This window comes from Kitasatospora sp. NPDC058243, assembly GCF_042882025.1.
In the GTDB taxonomy this organism is placed as follows: domain Bacteria; phylum Actinomycetota; class Actinomycetes; order Streptomycetales; family Streptomycetaceae; genus Kitasatospora.
Genome location: NZ_JBHVWW010000104.1, coordinates 1 through 22,844, shown reverse-complemented (window position 1 = coordinate 22,844; position 22,844 = coordinate 1). Strand labels below are relative to the sequence as shown.

At 72.9% G+C, this 22,844-nt stretch carries 15 protein-coding genes; 6 read left to right on the top strand and 9 right to left on the bottom strand.

All coding sequences use genetic code 11. The features are described from left to right. Positions 1–260: 260 nt before the first annotated feature. The 5 genes from ACFVX9_RS37895 to ACFVX9_RS37875 form a co-directional block, all read right to left on the bottom strand. Complete coding sequence (locus tag ACFVX9_RS37895; RefSeq protein ID WP_380379186.1) at positions 261–893, bottom strand: LysE/ArgO family amino acid transporter; 633 nt, start codon at positions 891–893, stop codon at positions 261–263. Positions 894–1,049: 156 nt separating this feature from the next. Next, a complete protein-coding gene (locus ACFVX9_RS37890; protein WP_363624702.1) occupies positions 1,050–2,348 on the bottom strand; it encodes a coproporphyrinogen-III oxidase family protein in 1,299 nt (432 codons plus the stop codon). A 65-nt stretch (positions 2,349–2,413) separates the two neighbouring features. After that, complete coding sequence (locus tag ACFVX9_RS37885; RefSeq protein ID WP_380379188.1) at positions 2,414–3,919, bottom strand: radical SAM protein; 1,506 nt, start codon at positions 3,917–3,919, stop codon at positions 2,414–2,416. 35 nt (positions 3,920–3,954) lie between these two features. Next, entirely contained in the window at positions 3,955–5,391 is a 1,437-nt protein-coding gene (gene amrS, locus ACFVX9_RS37880; RefSeq protein ID WP_063346372.1) for an AmmeMemoRadiSam system radical SAM enzyme, read from the bottom strand. Between the two features lie 865 nt (positions 5,392–6,256). Then, positions 6,257–6,895 carry a TetR/AcrR family transcriptional regulator C-terminal domain-containing protein gene (locus ACFVX9_RS37875; RefSeq protein WP_387986596.1) on the bottom strand — a complete coding sequence of 213 codons (639 nt, stop codon included), beginning with the start codon at positions 6,893–6,895 and terminating at the stop codon, positions 6,257–6,259. A gap of 55 nt (positions 6,896–6,950) precedes the next feature. Here ACFVX9_RS37875 and ACFVX9_RS37870 point away from each other — a divergent pair, with 55 nt between their 5' ends. From ACFVX9_RS37870 to ACFVX9_RS37845, 6 genes are all read left to right on the top strand, one after another. Next, positions 6,951–8,465 (top strand): FAD-dependent monooxygenase, encoded by a 1,515-nt coding sequence (locus ACFVX9_RS37870; RefSeq protein ID WP_380379193.1) that lies wholly within the window; start codon positions 6,951–6,953, stop codon positions 8,463–8,465. Positions 8,466–8,609: 144 nt separating this feature from the next. Then, positions 8,610–9,500 (top strand): N-acetylglucosamine kinase, encoded by an 891-nt coding sequence (locus ACFVX9_RS37865; protein WP_380379195.1) that lies wholly within the window; start codon positions 8,610–8,612, stop codon positions 9,498–9,500. A 128-nt stretch (positions 9,501–9,628) separates the two neighbouring features. Beyond that, positions 9,629–12,430, top strand: coding sequence for a penicillin acylase family protein (locus ACFVX9_RS37860; protein WP_380379197.1), 2,802 nt, complete (start codon positions 9,629–9,631; stop codon positions 12,428–12,430). Between the two features lie 203 nt (positions 12,431–12,633). Continuing rightward, entirely contained in the window at positions 12,634–13,188 is a 555-nt protein-coding gene (locus ACFVX9_RS37855) for a YceI family protein (protein ID WP_380379199.1), read from the top strand. 101 nt (positions 13,189–13,289) lie between these two features. Beyond that, positions 13,290–14,528 carry a pyridoxal-phosphate dependent enzyme gene (locus ACFVX9_RS37850; protein ID WP_063346378.1) on the top strand — a complete coding sequence of 413 codons (1,239 nt, stop codon included), beginning with the start codon at positions 13,290–13,292 and terminating at the stop codon, positions 14,526–14,528. A gap of 150 nt (positions 14,529–14,678) precedes the next feature. Then, positions 14,679–16,064, top strand: a complete 1,386-nt coding sequence (locus ACFVX9_RS37845) for a hypothetical protein (protein ID WP_380379201.1) — start codon at positions 14,679–14,681, stop codon at positions 16,062–16,064. 64 nt (positions 16,065–16,128) lie between these two features. On the opposite strand, the gene ACFVX9_RS37840 is transcribed toward ACFVX9_RS37845, so the two are convergent. The 4 genes from ACFVX9_RS37840 to ACFVX9_RS37825 all read right to left on the bottom strand — a co-directional run. Then, positions 16,129–17,184 (bottom strand): zinc-binding dehydrogenase, encoded by a 1,056-nt coding sequence (locus tag ACFVX9_RS37840; protein WP_380379203.1) that lies wholly within the window; start codon positions 17,182–17,184, stop codon positions 16,129–16,131. Further along, entirely contained in the window at positions 17,181–18,875 is a 1,695-nt protein-coding gene (locus ACFVX9_RS37835; protein ID WP_380379204.1) for a phytoene desaturase family protein, read from the bottom strand. The genes ACFVX9_RS37840 and ACFVX9_RS37835 overlap by 4 nt, the downstream gene beginning before the upstream one ends. Then, positions 18,872–20,551, bottom strand: a complete 1,680-nt coding sequence (locus ACFVX9_RS37830; protein WP_380379206.1) for a phytoene desaturase family protein — start codon at positions 20,549–20,551, stop codon at positions 18,872–18,874. The genes ACFVX9_RS37835 and ACFVX9_RS37830 overlap by 4 nt, the downstream gene beginning before the upstream one ends. Then, the coding region (locus tag ACFVX9_RS37825; RefSeq protein WP_387986589.1) for an amino acid adenylation domain-containing protein at positions 20,538–22,844 on the bottom strand (2,307 nt) is incomplete at its 5' end. The genes ACFVX9_RS37825 and ACFVX9_RS37830, both read right to left, overlap by 14 nt.

Genomic DNA, 22,844 nt, shown 5'->3' with positions numbered 1-22,844 from the left:
CGTGCTGTGGGCGCTCCTGCGCGACAACCGGATCTTCACCTCCGCCCCACCGGTCGCGCAGGCATCTTGACTTCATCATTGAGACTCCAGGGGGACGGGCGTCCGGCCCGTTGCCGTCCCCAGAGACGCGGAGGCGGGCAGCGGCGCGAACACCGGGCTGTTCGGAAGCCGGGGCCCCGCCACCGAACTCCCGTCACACAGCTGGGAGTTCGACGAAGGGCCTCGGTCGGCCGCCGCCCGACGCCGTCACCGCGGCCGGTTCAGGCGAGCGACTGGTAGGCCAGGAAGCCGCCGAAGAGGATGACCCCGATCCCGGCGACCAGGTCGACGCCCTTCAGCAGCCGGGCGCTGAAGCGCCGGCGGAACACCACGACGCCCGTGCTCAGCAGGGTGAACCACAGGAGCGTGCCGCAGCCGACGCCGACCAGCATGGACACCGAGGCGGGCAGCGTCCCGGTGACGTTCGCCGCCGTGGCCGCGGCGAAGGCGGCGGCCCAGTAGCCGATCGTCGCCGGGTTGGAGGCGGTGGCCGCCAGCGCGGTGCGGAACGCCGCCAGCGGGCGGACCACTTCGGGGTTCCGCTCGTCGTCGGTGGCCGTCTGGACCCGGAAGGCGGAGCGCAGCGAGCGCGCGCCGATGTACACCAGCACGGCGGCCCCGGCCAGCCCCAGGGCCGTGCGCAGCGCGGGGACGTCCAGCAGCCTGCCGACCCCGGCGAGGCCCAGGCCGGCGTAGGCGATGTCCACCAGGGCCGCGCCCAGGCCGATCGCCCAGCCGGTCGGGAAGCCGTCGCGCAGGACGCTGCGCACGCACAGCAGGCCGATGGGGCCGAGGGGCAGGGCGACCAGGAAGCCGAGGCTGAGCCCGGCGAACCACGCGGGGAGGATGTTCACCGCGGTCCCCCGCAGGTCACCGCGATCATTCCGGTCCGATGAAAGTCCCGGTGAAAGTCCCGGCTCAGGTCCCGGCTCAAGGCCCGGCGGAAGGCCTGGTGCGAGCACGTGCGCGACAATTCGCTCTGCCCCTCGTCACAACACCCGCCGATCAGGTCACTCGACGAGCTCCGATATGCCGAACCGTACCTCATCCCCTTCGGCGGGACTGAGATCTTCCGGCGCGTAGAACAGCTCGTACACATTGGTCGACAACAACTGACCGAGCCTGGTCAGCGCATACACGTCCGTGCCCCGTTCCTCCAGCCAGCCCTTGTCGACGAGCTGCTCGATCTCCGCCCCGAAGACGGCCTCCATGGTGACGCCGAACCGGTCGTGGAAGTCCGGCCGGTTGACCTCGCACATCTTGAGGCCGCGGATCATGACGCGGCGCATTTCCTGTTCCTTGGTGAGGTACGTGGCGAAATCCAGCGGAATTTGACCACTTCCGACCATCTCGTAGTACTTCTTGAGCGGCTTGACGTTGACGAACAGCCGGTCGTGGATCACGCTCTTCGACGAGACGCCGAATCCGATCATCGGCCAGGTCCGCCAGTAGTACTCCAGGAAGCGCGAGTAGTCGGCGCAGCGGTCGGGGTGGTAGTACCCCGTCGAGCTGCGCCGGGCGAAGCCCGCCGCCTCCAGCGCGTCGATGGCGTACTCGTACATCCGGCGCTCGTCCTGCGCCGAGGGGAGCGCCATCTTCCCGGACGTGATGAGCGAGTGGAACGCCGTCTTGGGCCAGATCTCCAGGCCGTAGGCCGTGATGCAGGCCGGTTCGAGTTCGATGGCCCGGTCGACGCTGCGCTTCCAGTCGTCCACGGACTGGCCGGGCAGCGGGAAGATCAGGTCGATGTTGGTGTGCGTGAAACCGCCGTCGACGACGGTGCGGAAGGCGCGTTCGGCGGTGGCCAGGTCGTGCGAGCGGTTGCAGATCTCCAGCAGCCGGTCGTCGAATGCCTGGACGCCGACGCTGAGCCGGGTGAATCCGGCCTCCCGCATGCGCGCGATCTTGGCCTCGTCGACCGTCGAGGGGTCGAATTCCAGGCCGATCTCCGCGCCCTCGTTGAATTCGAACGATTCCCGGCAGGCGTCCAGCAGCCGGGCCGTCTGGTCGCCGGTGAGGATGCCCGGCGTCCCGCCGCCGAAATACACCGCGTCGACCCGGAACGCGGGGAAGGCCCGATTGGCGGCGAAGGCTCGGATCTCGCGTTCGAGCACGTCGACGTACTGGGCGAAGTGCTGCTCGTTCCGGTTGATGTAGACGGTGTAGTCGCAGAATCCGCACTTGGTGATGCAGAACGGGACGTGCAGGTAGAGCACCGCGTTCTCGGGGCGGAAGTACTCGTCGTACTCGTGGTGCCGGTATTTGAACGGGTACGTGTGGATGTTCCGTCGGATGATCTTCTCGGCCATCTGCTGTCACTCCTTCGTCGGGGCCGGCCTGGCGTGGTGGTGGACGGGTCCGGGGGCGGAGGCCGTCAGCAGAGGACCTGGAACGGGCGGACGTCGGCGGCCTCGTCGAGGGCCGGCCGGTCGTTGGGGACCACCGGGCGCCCGCACGAGACGAAGAGGTCGTCGTAGCGCGCCCGCGACCGCTCGCGGTAGTCGGCGGCGGAGCGGGCCAGCATCTTGACGACCTCCTCCGCGAGCATCAACTGGTACTGGCAGGACTCGGTGTTGAGGACGTTCACGTCGCCCGAGGCCACGTGGTTCTCCTGCCGGCAGCCCCCGCCGCACAGGTAGCGGGCCCAGCAGGACCCGCACACCCGGTGCTCGTCGACGGTGCGCCGCCACTCGGGGTGGTCCCGGGTGAGGCCCTCGGCCCCGGTGCCCACGTCGAAGCCCTGGTCGCCGACCAGGCGGTGGCAGGGGCTGACGCTGCCGTCCGGGGAGTGCGTGTAGTACGTCCGGCCGCCCGAGCAGAACGCCAGCGCCGCCGCGCCCTCGGTGACCATCTGCACGGCGCGCTCGTACTCCAGCACGCCCTTGAACCGGTTGTCGGGGGCGAACAGCCGCGGGTAGTGGACCAGGAAGTCCTTGAACTGCTCCACGATGCCGGGCTGGAGGAAGTGGTTGATGTACTGGATGCCCTTCGGCTCGGACAGCTTCCGGTCCCCCAGCGTGAGGGCGATCGGTACCGTCGTGCCCTGCTCCACCGGGTAGACGCCCGGATAGATCTGGAAGTAGTCGAAGAGGTCGAGCCCCCACAGGTCGAGCACGCTCTCGGTGAGGCTGGGCGCCGCCGACGCGATGGTCATCCGGGCCACCAGGGTGACGTCGTCGCCGCACGCCTCGCGCAGCCGGAACAGGTTGCGGATGATCCGGTCGTAGGATCCCTTCCCGTTCTTGGACGGGCGGTTGGCGTCCTGGACCTCGCGGCCGCCGTCGATCGAGACCGAGACGATGAACCGGTGGTCGCGGAACAACTCCTCGACACCCTGGGGCATCAGGGTGAGGTTGGTCGAGATCCGGTGGACGAACTCGGTGCCCGAGCGCCCGGTGAGGTCGCGGGCGCGTTCGCAGATCTTGCGGATCACCGTGAAGTTCGCCAGCGGCTCCCCGCCGAAGAACTCGAAGCGGACCCGCTGCCCGGGCGCGGCGTAGCGGTGGATGAAGTCGAAGATCCAGGCGATCGAGTGCTCGCCCATCGCCTCGGTGATCCGGCCGTAGTCCCCGCCCTCGGCGAAGCAGTACGTGCAGGCGAGGTTGCACACGTTCGTCAGGTTGACGTTGACCGCGAAGTCGGCGCCGTCGGAGAGCGCGCTCTCCCGGAGCCGGATGCGGTTGGCCTCCCGGCCGGTGGCGGCGCCGGCCTGCAGCCGCTCCCACGCCCGCCGCTCGTCCAGCCGCAGGTGGTCGACGCCGGAGGCCAGCCGCTCGGCGGTGTCCGCCGGGGCGAGCAGCAGCCGGTGGCTCCCGGTGATGAGGACGGCCGACAGGTCGTCGCTGAACGGCAGGACGCGGTAGTCGGTCCCGTGCCGCATCGGACCCGCCTGCTCCGTCGTGCTCGCGGGCCCGGTCATGACCTGGCGCGGGGCTGGAAGAGCGGCAGCGGCGAGACGTCCTCGTTCAGCGTTCCGGCGGAGGCCTCCACGGTCGGGAAGTGCGCGCGGTCGAAGACCTGGTGGAGGCTGGAGGTGCACTGCGGCGGTACGGCCACCTGGACGCCGACCTCGCCCGCCGTGCTCTTGGCCGCGATGTACCGGAAGCTCTCCTGCGGGGCCAGGTCGATGACCTGCCAGCCCTGGTCGGCGGCCGGGTCGCCGTAGCGGCGGTGGTAGGCCCGCACCGGCGCGGCGGAGGTGTTGCGCACCTGGACGTGCAGGGCGCGGACGTCGCCGTGCCAGTCGAAGCGGGCCAGGTCCAGGCCCTCGGCGGCGGGGAGTTCCGGCACCCGGGCGCGCGGGCGGGCGTCGGGCAGCAGGACGATCGGCGAGCGGGCGCCGCAGCCGATGCAGGCGCCGGCCGCGTCCAGGCCGACCAGGTCGGCGTTCAGGCCGTAGCGGGTGATCTGGAGCTGTCCGCACCGGTGGCACCAGGTGTTGGTCGACTCCGTGTCGTACACGTTCCCCAGGTAGACGTGGTTGAGCCCCATGTCCATGGCGACCTTGCGGGCCCGTTCCAGCCGGTCGACGGGGGTGCGGATGGTGTTGGTCATCTTGTAGTCCGGGTGGAAGCGCACGAAGTGCGTGGGCACGTCGGGGCTGAGCCGCTCGCCGACGAACCTCGCCATGTCCCGGGCGGTCGCCTCGTCGTCGCTGAGGTCGGTGACCATCAGCGTGGAGACCTCGACGTGCTTCCCGGCCCGGAACACCTGCTCGGTGCCCTCCAGGACCGGTTCCAGCCAGCCCTTGGTGATCTTCCGGTAGTACTTCGGGTCCAGGGACTTGATCGACACCGAGAAGATGTCGATCACCGGGATCAGTTCCTCGATCGCCTCGCCGCTGATGAAGAACGCGGACTTGTAGAGGTTGACGATTCCCGCCGCCTTGGCGAGGGCGGCCGTCTCCACCACGAACTCGTGCCACACCACCGGGTCGTTGTAGGTCCAGGAGATCACCTTCACGCCGTGCCGGACGGCGATGTCCACGACCTCCTCGGGCGTGTAGTGGTAGACGTCCTTGTCCTCCACGTGGCGCGCCTGCGACGTCTTCCAGTTGTGGCAGTAGTCGCAGTTGAGCATGCAGCCGACGTTCCCCATCGAGAGGATCCGGGCGCCGGGCGCGTAGTGGAACACCGCCTCGGTCTCGATGGTCTCCTCGGTGGCGTGGACCGAGCGCCCGTAGTTCAGGGTCACCAGGCGGCCGTCCCGGTTGGCCCGGACCATGCAGAATCCGTGCTGGCCGGGGCGGATCCGGCAGTTCCGGGGGCTGAGATGACATCGGACCACGCCGTCGTCCAGGCGTTCCTCCAGCCTGGCGGGGCGTGGTTCCTTGTCCCAGGTGTTCTGCGACATGGCTGTTCCTTCCGTGCGGTGGTACGGACACGGTGGTACGGAGGCGGTGGTGCAGCGGCGGTGGTGCGGCGGCGACGGGTCGGGGCCGGACGGATCGGGGCCGGACGGGTAGATCCCGGACGGCCCGGCGCGGTCGTCCGCACCGGGCGGGCCCTCCGGATCAGGCCGTCGCCGGAGGAGGTGCGGTCACGTGCGCGGGGCACGCCAGGACGGGGCGCGCCGGGGCGGCGCGGTCGGGCAACCCGAATTCCCGCACTGCAGTGCGGAATTCGACATCGGCCCGCCCGTACATCCGCCCGTACATCCGCCCGTGGCCCGGAACCCCACTGTCCCGGTTTCTCGCTTTCACCGGGCGGGCCGGTTCCGCGCGGGTTTCCGCGGTCACGAACGTCAAGCGGATCTCACTTTCCCTCATGACGAAGCCACTGCTGAGAAAAACGCCTCGCGAAGAGGCCGAAGCGGAGCGGGAGTTCGGTGAGAAATTCGCCAACTGCGATGAGCTTCGGCGTATGGGCTCCCGCCTGTCAAGAAGTCCGCGTGCCGCCCGATCCGGCCAACACCGCGAAGCGGACAGCGCCCTCCGGTCGGAGCGGGGCGCAGGTTAGGCAAGCCTCACAAACGGTGATCTCGCGCCTGCCCAGCGGGTTCCCGGGCCGGGGAACGGCGGGGGCCGATCCGGCGGGGCGGCGCGGCCGGGATCGCCCGATGTGGGAGGAGGGCCGAAAATCGCCGCCGGTCGGCGGAATACCTGCTGTCACAGAGCCGATCGGCCGCCCCACCCGCCGCTCGCCGAGCACCGGTAAAGGCGGTCCCGAGGGGGGGCGTGTGGAGCGGCCGGGGCAACGAGGGGGCGGCTGTTGGGAATTCAGGGGGCGGTGGGGCCGGACGGGGAGAGGATCCGGGAGAGGCCGAAATCGAAGCGCTCGGCGAAGGCGGCGTCCTCCATGTGCGGGACGACCCGGACGAGCGCCGGGTAGTCGCCGCCGGCGAGGGCCGGGCCGAGGGTGTGCACGCCGCCCTGGGCGGCCAGGGCCTGCTCCTCCTGGGTCAGGCCGAGGGTCAGGTACTGGATGGTCCAGAACACCCAGGACGCGCGGCGCTCGTCCAGGCCGCCGTCGAGGAGCGCGGCGATCATCGCGTCGGCGAAGCGCAGGGTGCCGGGCTCGGCGGCATAGGTGCCGGCGACGATGACCGCGCCGTCGCGGTGGGCCAGCAGGCACCGGCGGTAGCGGTGGGCGAGTTCGCGGGCCCGCTCGTGCCAGGGCGCGGGCAGGTCGTCGAGCGGGATCTCGCCGACGATCGCTCCCACCAGGATTCCCAGCAGGCGGCCCTTGGTCTTGGCGTGCCAGAGCACGGTGTTCATCCGGACGCCGAGCCGTTCGGCGACGCCGCGCACGGAGACGGCGGCGGCGCCCTTGTCGTCCAGCAGGTCGAGGGCGGCGCGGACCACCGTGTCGGCGTCGAGTCGGGTCCGGGGGGCATCCGGGGCTTGCTTCTTGGTCACTGACCTAGTCTACTGGAGCCAAGTCATTGGTCACTGACCAAGAGAGGGATGAGTCATGGAACAGGTCGTCATCGCCGGCGGGGGCCCGGTCGGGCTCTGGCTCGCCGCCGAACTCCGGCTGCAGGGCATCGAGGTCACCGTGCTGGAGAGCCGCGCCGAACCCGACCCGCACTCGCGGGCCACCACCGTGCACCCGCGCACCCTGGAACTGCTGGCCTCCCGCGGCCTGGTGGAGCCCTTCCTCGCCGAGGGCGTCCGCATCCCCGGCGGGCACTTCGCCGCCCTGCCGCCCCGGCTGGACTTCAGCCGGCTGGACACGCCGTACCCGTTCACGCTCGCGCTCCCCCAGGTGCGCACCGAGGAGCTGCTGGCCGAACACCTCCGCTCGACCGGCGCCCGGCTGCTGCGCGGACACCGCGTCACCGGGCTGGACCAGGGCGACGACGCGGTCACCATTCACGTCCACGGCCCGGACGGCCCCTACCGGCTGCGCACCGCCTACCTGGTCGGCTGCGACGGCACCCGCAGCACCGTGCGCGAGGCGGCGGGCATCGGCTTCCCCGGCACCCCGGCCACCGCCTGGGCCTGGATGGCGGACGCCGTGCTCGACGCACCGCCGCGCTGGCGCTCCGTCTCCAACGAGCAGGGCACCGTGATGGTCTTCCCGCTGCCCAGCGGGGTGCACCGGGTGGTCGGCAACGACACGGCGACCGTCCACACCAAGCCCGGCCCGCTGACCTTCGAGCAGCTGCGCGCCAAGGTCCGCGGGATCACCGGGACGGACTTCGGGATGCGCGAGGCCGGCTGGATCTCCACCTTCGGCAACGCCTCCCGCCAGGCCGACCGGTACCGGCACGGGCGGGTCCTGGTGGCGGGCGACGCCGCGCACTCGCACTTCCCGGCCGGCGGGCCCGGACTCAACGTCGGCATGCAGGACGCCGCCAACCTCGGCTGGAAGCTCGCCCGCACCATCACCGGCGCCGCCCCCTACGGCCTGCTCGACAGCTACCACGCCGAGCGCCACCCGGTCGGCGTGGAGCTGCTGCGCTCCACCCACGCCCAGTCCGGGCTGATGACCGACCACTCGCCGACGACGCTGGCCCTGCGCGGTCTGCTCGCCGAACTCATCACCGGCGTCGACGAGTTCTCGGACGAACTGGCCGGTCGCGCGGCCGGCCTCGCGACCGCCTACCCGGCCGACCCCGGCAGCGGGGCGCACCCGCTGACCGGCTCCCGGGCGCCGGACCTGAGGCTCGCCGGGCCCGCGGACGGCAACGGCCTGTTCACGCTGATGCGAGGAGGCCGCCACGTCCTGCTCGACCTCACCGGCCGGGCCGGCGCCGAGTTCGCCGCCCTCGCCCACGCCACCAGCCCGGGCGTCACCGTGCACAGCGCGCCGCTCGGCACGTCACGGCCCGCCTGGCGCGGTGTCACCGCCGCTCTGGTCCGGCCCGACGGGCACCTGGCCTGGCTCACCGATGAACAGCACCTCCCCGCACTGGTCAAGGCCGCCCACGCGGCCGTCACGGCGACGACCGCCCGCCCTTCCGCCGCGGTCCCTCTACGCTGAGGACCGGTCGGCCCACGGGCGCCCCCTCCGGAGCCCCGAGGGCCGGCGGCAGCCGCTCGCGCAGGTCCGCGGCGCCCGCCCCGCCGACCTGATGCCGCTCAGCACCACCCCGGCCACCCGCCGAGCCCGCACCGGAGGCGCCCGATGACCACCCTCCACCTCGGCGTCGACGCCGGCGGCAGTCACACCCGCGCCGTCCTCCTGGACGCCGCGGGCGCCGTCCGGGGCCGCGGCGAGAGCCCCGGCGCCAACCCCGCCGGAGAGGGGCCGGAGCCGGCGCTCGGCCGGCTGGCGGCGGCGGTCACGGCCGCCCTCGACGGGCGCGGCCCGGACCGGATCGCCGCCTGCCTGATCGGCCTCGCCGGGTACCGCTCCCTACCGGACCCGGACGCGTTCGCCGAGCGCTGCCGGGCCGCCCTCGGCCTCCGCCACCCGGTGCGGCTCGTCCCCGACACCGTCCCGGCCCTGGCCTCCGGCGGCGTCACCGACGGCCACGGCACCGTCCTGATCGCGGGCACCGGCGCGATCTGCGTTCGGCTCGCCGGCGCCCGCACGCTCGCGCGCAGCGGCGGGCTCGGCTGGCTGCTCGGCGACGAGGGCGGCGGCTTCTGGCTCGGCCGCGAGGCCCTGCGCCACGCCCACGCCGACCCGGCCGGCCCGCTCGGCACCGCCGTCCGCGCCCACTGCGCCGCCGACTCCCCCGACGCCCTGCTCCACTGGGCCTACGCCGGCCCGCCCCGCCGGCTCGCTGGTCTCGCCCCGCTGGTCTCCCGGCTCGCCGAGCAGGGCGACCCGGCCGCCCGCGCCATCGCCGACACCGCCGCCGACCACCTGGCCGACCTCGCCCGCGCCACCGCCGCCCCCGCCGAACCCCTGGTCCTCACCGGCTCGGTGGCCACCGCCCCCGGCCCGATCCGCGACCGCCTCCACCGCCTCCTCGCCGACCTCCACCCCCGCCTCCCCCGCACCGACGCCGCCACCGCCGCCGCCCACCTCGCCACCCGCCTCGCCTCGCCTCCGGGCGGCAGACGGTAGGCGGTAGACGGTCCCGACGGATCACCAACTCGGCCGCGCCCCACCGGAAATGGCATGCACGCCACTAGCCAACCGGTCAGTAACGCCCCTACCGTCGAGCTCCCGTGGCTTCGACGGAGGAGCTCCCCTTGCGCCTACGCCCCCACCCCCTGCGCTTCCCGGCCGCCGCCGCCGCGTCGGCCCTGCTCGTCACCGCCGCCCTGACCACCACCCCCACCGCCGCCGCCCCCGCCGCCCCGACCGCCACCGCGGCCGACTACTGCGGCGGCCACTGCCGGGACATCCTGCCGCCCGGCGAGAACGGCAACGCCACGCTCGCCGAGATCCTGCTCAACCGGATGTTCGGCAGCCGCCCCGCCCACACCGACGACCAGCTCGGCCCGTACGCCGCCCTCGCCTCCGGCTACCCGGGCCTGACCGAGGCCAAGCTGCGCGACTTCTTCAACGACGCCTCCTTCGGCGTCCCCGCCGACCAGGTGGCCAGCACCATCAGCCCGCGCGCCGACGTCACCATCGTCCGCGACAAGGCCACCGGCGTCCCGCACATCACCGGCACCACCCGCTACGGCACCGAGTACGGCGCGGGCTACGCCGCCGCCCAGGACCGGCTGTGGGTGATGGACCTGTTCCGGCACGTGGGCCGCGGCCAGCTGTCCGGCTTCGCCGGCGGCGCCGCCGCCAACCGCCAGCTGGAGCAGAGCTTCTGGCAGGCCGCGCCGTACACCGAGGCGGAACTGCAGCAGCAGATCGACGCCCTGGCGGCCCGCGGCGGCCGGGCCGCCCAGGCCCTCACCGACGCGAACGCCTACCTCGACGGCATCAACCAGTACGCCAAGGAGTCGTACAACGCCCGCACCTTCCCCGGCGAGTACGACCTGACCGGGCACATCGACCCGATCACCAACGCCGGGTCGATCGAGCCGTTCAAGCTGACCGACCTGGTCGCCCTGGCCTCCGTGGTCGGCGCCCTGTTCGGCTCCGGCGGCGGCGGTGAACTCGCCTCCGCCCAGGTCAAGTCGGCCGCCGAGGCCCGCTACGGCAAGGACGCCGGGGACGCGGTCTGGAAGTCGCTGCGCGAGGCCGACGACCCGGAGGCCGTCCAGACCCTGCACGACGGCCAGCGCTTCCCCTACGCCCCGGTCCCCGACGCCCCGCAGGGCGAGGCGCTGCCCGACCCCGGCTCGGTGGTGCCCGAGCGGATGATCTACGACGCCACCGGCACGGGCGCCGGCGCCGCGAAGACCGCCGCCCCGGGTGTGCTGCCCGGCAACCTGCTCACCGCCAAGCACGGCATGTCCAACGCCCTGCTGGTCTCCGGCGCCCACACCGACGACGGCCACCCGGTCGCCGTGTTCGGCCCGCAGACCGGCTACTTCGCCCCGCAGCTGCTGATGCTGGAGGAGATCCAGGGCCCCGGCATCAGCGCACGCGGCGCGGCCTTCGCCGGCCTGAGCTTCTACGTGCAGCTCGGCCGCGGCCAGGACTACGCCTGGAGCGCCACCTCCGCCGGGCAGGACATCACCGACACCTACGCCGTCCCGCTCTGCACCACCGACGGCTCCCCGGCCACCACCGCCGCCGACTCCTACCTCTGGCACGGCCAGTGCGTCCCCTTCGACCGGCTGGAACGCAAGAACACCTGGAACCCGACCACCGCCGACTCCACCGCCGCCGGCTCCTACACCCTGGTGATGTACCGCAGCAGGTACGGCCTGGTGACCGCCCGCGGCACGGTCGGCGGCGCCCCCGTGGCCTTCACCTCGCTGCGCTCCACCTACCGGCACGAGGCGGACTCCATCATCGGCTTCCAGGAGCTCAACGACCCCGGCGCGGTGCACGACGCGGCGGGCTTCCAGCAGGCCGCGCAGGACATCAACTACACCTTCAACTGGTTCTACGCCGACTCCCGCGACATCGCGTACTACAACTCCGGCAGCAACCCCGTACGCGCCCCCGGGGTCGACGCCGGCCTGCCGCTGCGCGCCGAACCGGCCTACGAGTGGGCCGACTTCGACCCCGCCACCAACACCGCCCGGTACACCCCGGCGGCCGAGCACCCGCAGTCCGTCAACCAGGACTACTACATCTCCTGGAACAACAAGCAGGCCGACGGCTTCACCTCGGCCGGGTTCGGCAACGGCTCGGTGCACCGCGGCAACCTGCTCGACGACCGGGTCAAGACGCTGCTGCGCAACGGTGGCAAGGCGAGCCGGGTCTCGCTCACCCAGGCCATGGCCGGCGCCGCCCTGGCCGACCTGCGCGCCGAGGACGTCCTGCCGGACCTGATCCGGGTGCTACGCAGCGCCCCCGTCACCGATCCGGCCGCCGCCACCGCGCTCCAGCAGCTGGAGGCCTGGCTGGCCGGCGGCGCCCAGCGGAAGGAGACGTCGCCCGACAGCCACGGCTACGCGGACGCCGCCGCGATCCGCGTCCTGGACGCCTGGTGGCCGCTGGTCGCGGAGGGCGTCATGCGACCCGGCCTCGGGGACCAGCTGTTCGCGGCCCTGACCGGCGCCCTGCAGATCAACGAGTCGCCCTCCGGCGGCCAGACCGGTCCCGGTGGCGGCCCCGTGAGCGCCAACGAGGGTATCCCGCACAAGGGTTCGGCCTTCCAGTACGGCTGGTGGAGCTACCTGGACAAGGACCTGCGGTCCGTCCTGGGCGACCAGGTGGCCGGCCCGCTGGCCCGCCCGTACTGCGGCGGGGGCGATCTTGCGGCCTGCCGGGGCGTGCTGCTGGACACCCTGAAGCGGGCGGCCGCCCAGACCCCGGCCCAGGTCTACCCGGGCGACGCGGACTGCTCCGCCGGCGACCAGTGGTGCGCCGACACGATCATCCAGCGCCCGCTCGGCGGTGTCACGGACGACAAGACCACCTGGCAGAACCGTCCGACCTACCAGCAGGTGGTGCAGTTCCCGAGCCACCGCTGAACCCATGCCGCTGTCTTCCACCCGGGCGGGGGCACCCGCGTGGAAGACAGCGGCCCGGGCCCGACGGGCGGGGACGGGGCGCAGCACCTAGCGTGGTCCGGGGCGACCGGGGCGGCACCGCCGCCGAGGTCGGCGACCCCCGAGGACCCGACCCCCGCGATTTCCCGGAGAGGCCCCGCACAGGCCCAGGAGGTAAGCCGACCATGACCGTCTCCCTGTCCGATCTCACCGGGGACTACGTCCTCGACCCCGCCCACACCCGGATCGGCTTCGTGGCACGCCACGCCATGGTGACCAAGGTCCGCGGCTCCTTCACCGCCTTCGAGGGCAGCGCCCACCTGGACGGCGCCGACCCGGGCCGTTCCACCGCCCGGGTGACGATCCGGACCGACAGCATCGACACCGGCGTCGAGCAGCGCGACCAGCACCTGCGCACCAACGACTTCCTGGACGTGCCGAAGTTCCCGACCATCGCCTTCGCCACGACGGCGGTCGAGCCGCGCGGGGACGGCGAGTTCCGGGTGACGGGCGACCTCACCGTCAAGGACGTCACCCGCCCGGTCGCCATCGACGTCGAGTACACCGGCAATGCCGTCGACCCCCAGGGCAACCTGCGGGTGGGCCTGGAGGGTTCGGTGACGATCAGCCGCAAGGACTTCGGGGTGACCTGGAACGCGGCCCTGGAGGGCGGCGGCGTCCTGGTCGGCGACAAGGTCGTCCTGGAGTTCGACATCTCGGCCGTCCGGCAGGGCCAGTAGCGGCCGCAGGAGCCAGGAGCGGCCCGCAGGATCCCCAAAGGCCCCGCAGGAGCCCCGAAATCCGCCGGACCGGGCGCCGCAGGTCCGGTTAGGCTCCTGACATGGCGACAGACGGCTCCCTCGCAACCGGCCAGCGCTCCCTCGGCGATCCCACCCTCGACTACCCGTTGTGGCCCCCGCTCACCGCGGGCTGTCCCCGCACCGGCACCGAGGACGTGTCCTACCCCGTCGAGGTCGACTACGCCTATCTCAAGGCCGACGCGGCCGCCCTGTTCGCCCCGGGGGCGGACGCCGGGGCGCCGCGCGGCGGGCTGGAGCGGTGGGCCCCCCTGTTGCCGCCGCTGCTCGCGCCGGGCCTGGGCGAGGGCGGCACGCCGCTGGTCGAGCTCGAACCGGGGGTGTACGTCAAGGACGAGGCCCGCAACCCGACCTGGAGCCACAAGGACCGGTTGAACCGCTGCACCACCAGCGCCGCCGTGGGCGTCGGCGCGCCCGGGATCGCGGTGGCCTCCTCCGGCAACCACGGCGCGTCCGCCGCCGCCTACGCCGCCCGGGCCGGGCTGCGCTGCGTGGTGTTCACCGGGCCCGACCTGCCGCCGGCCGTCGACGCGTTCCTCAACGCCTACGGCGCCGTCGTGCTGCCGGTGCCGTGGGAGGCCCGCTGGCCGCTGCTGCGCCAGGTCGTGGACCGGCTGGGCCTGCACCCGGTCAGCAATCTCACCACCACCCACACCGGCCACGCGTACGGCCCCGAGGGCTACAAGACGGTGGCGTACGAGATCTTCCGGGACATCGGCGTGCCGGCCGCGGTGTTCGTGCCCACCGGCTACGGGGAGTTGCTCTTCGGCGTCTGGAAGGGCTTCAGCGAACTGCACCGGCTCGGCCTGGCCGACCGGGTGCCGCGCATCGTCGCCTGCGAGTCCGCGTCCGGCGCGCCGCTCGCCCTGGCCGTCCGCCAGGGCCTGCCGGCGGCCCGGGTGACGGTGGGGCCGAGCGAGGCGTACTCGATCGCCTCCCCGGTCGGCGGTTACCGGGGCGTGGTCGCGGTCCGCGAGAGCGGCGGCCGGGTGCTGACCCTGGACGACGGCCAACTCGCGGCCGCCCAGGCCGAACTGGCCCGCTCCGGGCTCTGGACGGAGCTGTCCGCGGCGGCCGGGCTCGCGGGGCTGCGCAGCCTCGGCGGCGTCGAGGGCCTCGGGGAGGCCGAGGGGCCGGTGGTGTGCGTGTCGACGTCCAGCGGTTTCAAGGACCGGGGCGTCGGCGCGCGGTCGACCGCGCCGGTCGCCCCGGAGTGGGACGAGGTCCGCCGCCGCCTGCACACGGCCGGAATCCGCGGCTAGCGGGCCTCTCCCCCAACTCCCGCCCGCCGTTGGAGGCCTGCTGTTCGCCGTCCGGTTCTCCGGCGTAGGGTTGGCGTTCGCCGCGGCCGCCCAGGCTGGTCCGGATCCGCACCGCCCCCGCTCCTCCCCGTGCGTCGAAGGGCTGTCACCGTGTCCCGTTCCCCCCGCCGTCTGCTGCCGCTGGCCGTCGCCGTCGCGGCGGTGCCCGTACTCGCCCTGCCGGTCGTCCCGGCCTCCGCGGCCTCGTACGGCACTCCGACGATCACCTTCTCGGCCGGCTACCTGTCCGGCGCGGTCGGCGCCACCGGCGATCCGACGGTGTCCGTGGCGGTGGCGCAGAGCGGGGCCGCGGCCTCGGCGCTGACCGTCGCCGCCTCGGCGAGCACCCGCAGCGCCGTCGCGCGGACCGGCGACGTGGCGGTGACGGGCACCGGCGGCACCCGCACCCTGGCGGTCGCCGCGCAGGGCGTCGGCTACACCGACCTCACCATCAAGGTGACCGGCCTGGGCGGCAAGACCGCGACCCGCACCCTGCACTACGCGGCCTCCCCCGCCGTCCAGTTCCCGGCCGCCAGCCGCTACCTGACCGGTTCCAGCGACGCCTCGGCCGCGGTGGACGCGGGCGGCGGCTACATCCTGGTGGGCGACGACGAGTCCAACGTGCTGCGGCTGTACGACCGCAACGCCTCCGGCGCGCCGGTCCGCACCTGGGACTTCAGCTCCGCGCTCGGCGTCTCCAAGGAGATCGACATCGAGGCCGCGGCCCGGGTCGGCGACACGATCTACTGGACGGGCTCGCTCGGCAACAACAAGGACGGCAAGGTCAAGCCGGACCGGCACACCGTGTTCACCACGAAGGTCACCGGCTCGGGCGCCAACACCCAGCTGTCGCTGGCCGGTTCGTACCACGGCCTGCGCGACGACCTGATCGCCTGGGACGGCGCCCACGGCGACCGCTACGGCTTCGCGGCGGGCGCGGCGGACGGCCAGGCGCCCAAGCAGATCGACGGATTCAACGTCGAGGGGCTGGAGTTCGCCCCGGGCAGCACCACCACCGCGTACATCGGCTTCCGCGCGCCGCTGACCCCGGCGGTCACCGGCGGCCGCGCGCTGCTCGTCCCGGTCACCAACCTCCCGTCGCTGCTGTCCGGTTCGGCCTCGCACGCGACGTTCGGCGAGCCGGTCGAGCTGGACCTCGGCGGGCTCTCCATCCGCGACCTGCGCCGCAACGACCTCGGCCAGTACCTGATCGTGGCCGGCTCCTGGTCCGCCGAGGACAACTCCGCCCCGTACGCCCTCTACCGCTGGAACGGGCAGCCGGGCTCCCAGCCGGTCAAGCTGGTCGACCTGCCGACCAGCGACGCCGGCGCCTGGGAGGCCGTCCCGGACGTGCCGAACCTGGACGCCCCCGGCGCCCGGGCCCAGCTGATCACCGACGACGGCTCCGCCGACCTGTACGGCGACGGCACCGCCGCCAAGGACCTCGCCCAGCCGGAGTGGAAGAAGTCCCGCTCCACCTGGTTCACCCTGAACTGACCTGCGCCCGGCCGGGGCGGGCCCACGAACCGCCCGCCCCGGCCGGCCCCGCGGACCGCCCGGCTCAGAGTTCGACGAGCACCTTGCCCCGGTTCGCGGAGCGGTCCACGTACAGGCTGCGGTAGGCGGCCGGGATGTTGTCGAAGCCCCGGTGGACGGTCTGCTGGTAGCCGAGGTCGCCGCTGCGGACGAGGGCGCCCAGTTCCTGCCGCAGCGCCGACCAGTTCTCCTCGGTGAACCACTCCAGCGAGAAGATGCCGCGGATGGTGGTGCGCGGGAACATGATCATCGGCAGCAGTCGCGGGCCCGCCCAGTCGCCGCCGACCTGGCTGCCCCACTGCCAGCAGACCGCGACCCGGCTGTCCACGGCGAGCTGGGAGAAGACCGCGTCGGTGAGCGCCCCGCCGAGGCTGTCGAAGTAGCGGTCGATGCCGGCCGGGGCGAGCTTGGCGATTTCCTCCCGCAGCCGCTCGGGGTCGTCGCCGTCGCGGTAGAGCAGGACCGCGTCGAAGCCCAGCTCACGCAGCCGGGCGGCCTTGGCCGGGGTGGCCGTGGTGCCGATGACCCGGGCCCCCCGGTGCCGGGCCAGCTGTCCGACCACCGAGCCGACCGCCCCGGACGCCCCGCTGACCAGCACGGTGTCCCCCGGCCGGACCTTCAGGAACTTCTCGACCGTGCCCCAGGCGGTCATCCCCGGGCCGCCGAGGACGCCGAGGGCGGTGGAGAGCGGCAGGGCGTCGTCGTAGTCGCCCCGGTCCAGCCGCCGGTAGGCGGGGAAGACCATCGGGAAGGTGCCGGTCTGCCAGAGCGCCGGGGCGCCGTTGCTGATCACGTGGCTGCGCCAGCCGCCGAAGCCCTGCACGAGGTCACCGACGGCGAAGGCGGCGTCCGGCCCGGCCTCCACCACCTCCATGATGGAGTCCGCGCCCATGTGGTCGCCGATCGGGGTGTCCAGGGCGATCCCCTGGAGGTACGGGTCGACCGAGACGTACCTGGTCCGCAGCAGCATCTCGTCCGCGGCGAGGCGGACGTCCACCTCCTCGACCACCTTCCGGTACATCCGCTCGACGTCCGGCACGCCGTCCACGTGCTCGCGGACGACCCACTTCTCGACCCTCATGAGGTGACTCCAAACCGCCGGTCGGCGGGCCCGACCGGTTCGATGACCAGGGTGGGCGGCGGCGCGCTGTCGTCCACGGCGGCGGTGAACGGCCGGCCGTCGTCGCGGCAGATGAACTGGACGACGTGCCGGCCAGCGGCGGCCGCCCGGATCAGTCCCCCGGTGGTCGCCCACACGCCGGAGAGGTAGAAGTTCGCCAGGCCGGGCAGCCCGGGCCCGTTGCGCTTGATCTCCTCCTCCAGGGTCTCGCCGCTCTCCACGAACGGCTGCCAGCCGAGCACCGTGCCGTCGTAGTTGCCGGTGTAGCGGACCTGGGTGAGCGGGGTGGACACGTCCTTGACCGCGACGGCGTCCCGCAGACCGGGGTGGTGCCCGTCCAGGAACTCCACGATGGCGTCCCGCACCCGGCGCTTCTCGCGCTGGTACTCGCGGCCGCGCCCCACCGGCAGGGTGTGCAGCTCCTCGCCCCGCCGCAGCCGCGGCGCCTGCTCCGGGCCGGTGCTCAACTCCCGCCAGGGGGCGATGTCGCAGAAGTAGCTGGCGTAGACGACGGTCGTCGCGGCGGGCGACAGCTCGGGGTAGTGGCGGCTGCGGAACTGGACGTTGATGCTGGGGTGGCGGATGCCGGTGAGCCGGTCGGCGACCTTGTCCTCCAGCAGGTAGGTGGTGCACGGGTCCCCGGCCGGGAAGGGGCGGCGCAGGCCCAGGAAGACGGTGAGGTAGCCGGGGAAGACCATGCCGGGTTCGGTGATGGTCCGGGTGTACAGCCGGCGGTAGGTGTCGTTCAGGTAGCGGCCCTTGAGCAGGTCCAGCATGGTGGTGCGTCCGTCGCAGGCGGCGACCACGATGTCCGCCCGGATCTCCCGGCCGTCGCTCAGCCGCACCCCGACGGCCCGGTCCTGCTCGACCAGGATCTCGGCCACCTTGGTGTTGTAGCTGATCTCGCCGCCGAGCCGCCGGTAGCGCTGCTCGATCGAGCGGGCCAGCCCGAGCGAGCCGCCCTCCGGCACCCCGGCCGACTGCCCGGCGTGCGAGGCGAGTTGGAAGTAGGTGGGCAGCACCGGGAAGTTGGGGTGCTGCTCGTAGAGGACGAAGTTGAACGCCTCGCGCAGCAGCGGGCTCCGGAAACGCGCCGAGTAGTCGCTCATCAGCACCGTGATCGAGCGCCGGATGACGTTGAAGTACGGCAGGAAGGAGGCGAGCATCCGCCAGCGTTCGGCCCGGCCCATCAGTCCGACCGGCTTGAGGAAGGGGTAACGGACCAGGGCGCGGCGGAACTTGCGCAGCCCTTCGCAGAACTGCCGGATCCGCCGGGCGTCCTCCGGGGCGAGGTCGAGCAGGTGCGCTTCGAGGCGGTCGGGGTCGGAGTAGAAGTAGACAGCGCGGCCGTCCCGGGTGCGCACCACGTTGAAGACGTCGAAGTTGCGCATCACCTTGCCCTGCAGCGCGCCGAGTTCGAGCCAGATCTGGTGCATCTCGTTGCCCGGGCCGCTGCCGAGCAGCCAGCTCACGCAGCAGTCGAAGGTGAACTCGCCGCGGTCCCAGGCCGTGCAGCAGCCGCCGGGGAGTTCGTGCATCTCCAGGACGGTGGTGCGGTAGCCGTTCATCTGCGCGTAGCAGCCGGTCGACAGACCGCCCAGCCCGCCCCCGACGATCACCATGGTCTGCCTGCTGGTACTCGTTCCGGTCATTCCGGCACTCCCACGGTGGCCCGGTCGAGTTGCGGCAGTTTGCCCAACTTGCCCGTGTGCCAAGGTTCCTGGTTGTCGCTGGGCCAGGCCAGGAACGGCCGGCCGAGCTCCCGGCAGAGGTACTGCGCGGCGTACCGGCCGCTGGTGGCGGCGCGGATCAGGCCGCCGAGGCCGGCCCACTGGCCGGCCATCGAGAAGCCGCGCAGCCCGGGCAGCCGCATCCGGTCCCGGTTGACCAGCCGGTTGGCGGCGTCCTCGGCCTCGGAGAAGGCCTGCCAGGCGAGGATGCTGCCGTAGGTGTTGCCGGTGAACCGCTCGGTGGTCACCGGGGAGGCGACGTCGACGAGTTCGATCCGGCGGCCGAGCCCCGGGTACGTCCGCTCCAGGAACTCCCGGACGAACGCGGCGACTTCCTGCTTGCGCGCCCGGTAGGCACGGCGGTCGCTGACCCGCAGGTCCTTCCAGGAGCGGTAGTCGCTGAAGTAGGTGCAGTGCAGCACCGACTTGCCGGGCGGCGCGAAGCCCTCCGCGTAGTCCGACCGCATCTGGACGACCAGGCTGTGCTGGAGCGAGCCGGGCAGCCGGGCGCCCTGCTCGGGGGTCAGCAGGTAGGTGGTGCTGTGCGGTTCGCCCTCGGGCAGCGGGCCGTCCACGCCGACGAAGGCCGAGACCACGGCCGGGTACAGGTTGCCGGGCTTGTCCAGCAGCTCGCCGTACAGCCGGTCGGTGGCGGGGCTGGACCAGCGGCCTTCGAGCAGCCGGTCGAGCACCGTCGGCCCGTCGCAGGCGGCCACCACGTGGTCGGCGAAGTGCCGGGAGCCGTCCCGGAGTTGGACGCCGACGGCGCGGTCCCCCTCGACCAGGATCCGCTCCACCCGGCAGCGGTAGCCGATCACCCCGCCGAGCGAGGTGTAGCGCTCCTCCACCGAGCGGGCCAGCCCGAGTGAACCGCCCTGCGGGAAGCCCGCGTTGCCGTTGTGCGCGGCGGCCAGGGTGTACAGGTACGGCAGCAGCGGGAAGCCGGCCGGTTCCTGGAGGAACATGTTGGGCAGTGCCCGCCGCAGCAGGGGGTCCTGGAAGCGCTCGGCGAAGCCGCTCATCGGGGTCGTCGCGGTCCGCCAGAAGAGCCGGAACGCGGGCAGCACGGTGCGCAGGGTGCGCAGCCGCTCGGCCGGGCCGCGCAGCGGCGGCGGGGTGAGGTCCCAGGGCAGGTCGATGGCGGCGAAGCGGCGCAGGTCCCGGCAGAAGGCGCGGATCGGCTTGGCGTCGCCGGGGGCGGTGGCCAGCAGGTGCCGTTCCAGCCGGTCCGGGTCCCCGTAGAAGGTGACGGCGCGGCCGTGTTCGTCGACGACGCGGTTGAAGACGTCGAAGCGGGTGATCGACTTGCCGTCGAGGGCGCCGAGTTCGCGCCACACCTGGTTCGCCCCGGTGCCCTCGGCGGTGCCGATCAGCCAGTCGATGCAGTAGTCGAACAGGTAGCCGTGCCGGGACCACGCGGTGCAGCAGCCGCCGGGCAGCACGTGCTTTTCGAAGATCCGGGTCTCCAGCCCGCTCATCTGCGCGTAGCAGCCGGTGGAGAGCCCGCCGATGCCCGCGCCGATCACGATGACCCGGGGCGGGCCGCCGGGGGCCCGCTCCCGGCTCGACCAGTCCGGCCCGCGCTCAGGCCCGGCCATCGGCGGTGCCTCCGGCCAGGATGGCGCCCGCCAGTTCGGCGTTGCGGGCGGCGAATTCGGCGTCGAGCATCTCGGCGTGGCTGCCGTGCCCGGCGTGGACGGCGGTGCCGGCGCTGGAGGCGCCGTGCCAGGAGCCGTGCTCGCCGCCCGCGTGCAGCGCCAGCCGGTCCCGTTCGCAGACGACGTTGAGCGGGGCCTTCAGGACGCCCAGGTTGGGGGTACGGCTGCAGAACGCCAGGTAGTCCCGGGCCTGTTCGAGGGTCTCCTGGGCGACGATCCGGGAGCCGGTGTGCCGGTGCAGGTGCTCGTGGAGTTCGCGCTCGAAGACGGCCAGGTGCTCCTCGCCGAGTTCGAAGGGCTCGGGGATCCGGTAGGAGTCCACCACCAGGACGGAACTGACCGTACGGCCTCGGCGTTCGAGCTCCCGGGCCACCTCGAAGGCGAGGTTGCCGCCGAGCGAGTAGCCGAGCAGGACGTACGGCCCCGACTCCTCCAGCTCCTCGACCAGGTCGGCGTAGCGGGCGGTCTTGTCGTCGCCGGTGAGGTAGTTGAAGGCGGCGAGCCGGTGGTCGGGCAGGTGGGCGGCGAGCTGGCGGTAGACCAGGCCGTGGCCGCCGGCCGGCGGGAAGCAGAACACCGTCCGCCCCTCGGGCGCCCCGGGGTTGAACCAGAGGTACGGCTGGCCGCCGGCGACTTCGCCGGTGATGATCTGCTCCAGCGTGCGGGCCATCCCGTGCAGGGTGGTGACCTTGAAGAGCAGGCCGACCGGAATGCTGATGTTGAACTCGGTCTGCAGGTGGTGGATCAGCTCGATCAGCCGGATGGAGCTGCCGCCGAGTTCGAAGAAGTCGTGCTGGAGGCCGACCTCCGCCACGCCGAGCAGGTTGCTCCAGTGCTCGGCGGTGCGGATCTCGTAGAGGGTGACGGGCGGTTCGTGCTGCGCGTCGCCGGTGTCGACCCGGGGCTCGGGCAGGGCGGCCAGGTCGACCTTGCCGTTGGGGGTGAGCGGCAGGGCGGGCAGTTCGGTGAGGTGGGAGGGGATCATCACGGTGGGCAGGTGCTCGGCCAGGTGGCGGCGCAGTTCCCGGCGGTCCAGGGTGGTCCCCTCGGCGGGGACCAGGTAGGCGGCCAGCACGGCTTCGCCGGCGATGTCCTGACGGATCGTCACACATGCCTGGGCGAGTTCGGGGCGGGCGGTGAGGTGGGCCTCGATCTCGCCGATCTCGATCCGGTGGCCGCGCACCTTGACCTGGTTGTCGATCCGCCCGAGCAGGTGGGCGGTGCCGTGGGCGTCCCAGTGGCCGAGGTCGCCGGTGCGGTAGAGCCGGACGGGCGGGCCGTCGAGCTCCAGGGTGGTGAAGCGCCGGGTGGTCTGCTCCGGGTCGTTCGGGTAGCCGGCGGCGACACCGGCGCCGCCGATCCACAGCTCGCCGGGCACGCCGGGCGGTACCGGCTCGCCGTAGTGGTCGAGGATGTACAGCGCGCTGTTGGGGAAGGGCCGGCCGATCGGCACCATCCGGCCGGGCTCCAGGGCGTCCGCGCCGCCCTCGTAGTAGCTGGTGTCGATGGTGGCCTCGGTCAGGCCGTAGGAGTTGACCAGCCGGGTGTCCGGCCCGCACAGGGCGCGCAGCCGCCGGTGCTCGGCGGCCTTCCAGGAGTCGGAGCCGACGACCAGCAGCCGCAGGAAGTCCAGCCGCAGGCCCTCGCGTTCGCAGTGGGCCAGCAGGCCGCGGGCGACGGCGGGCACGAACTCGCCGCAGTCGACGGCCTCCTCGCGCATGGTGCGGTACAGCCGGGCGGTGTCGAACAGCAGGTCGCGGTCGACCAGGACGAGGGTGCCGCCGGTGCTCAGCGCCCGGGCGAGGTCGCCGGAGAACACGTCGAAGGCGGTCCCGGCCATCTGGAGGTGCACCCGGGCCTCGGTGTCGAGGCGGTACTCGGCGCGCCAGCCCGCGGTGACGGCGGCGAGGTTGCGGTGGTCGACCCGCACGGCCTTCGGGCGGCCGGTGGAGCCGGAGGTGTGGATGACGTAGGCGGGGCGGTCCGGGTCGGCGGCGGGCAGCGGGCCGCTCTCGGCGGCCGGCCGGTCGAGTTCGTCCAGGGTGACGGGGCGGACGGGCGCTTCGGTGCCGAACGGGTTCCGTTCGGCGACCACGACGAGGGCGGCTCCGGCGTCGGTCACCTGGTAGGCGAGCCGGTCGGCCGGGTGGCCGGGGTCGAGCGGCAGGTAGGCGGCGCCGGCCCGCCAGATCGCCAGCAGGACGACGATCAGCTCGGGTGACTTGTCCAGGCA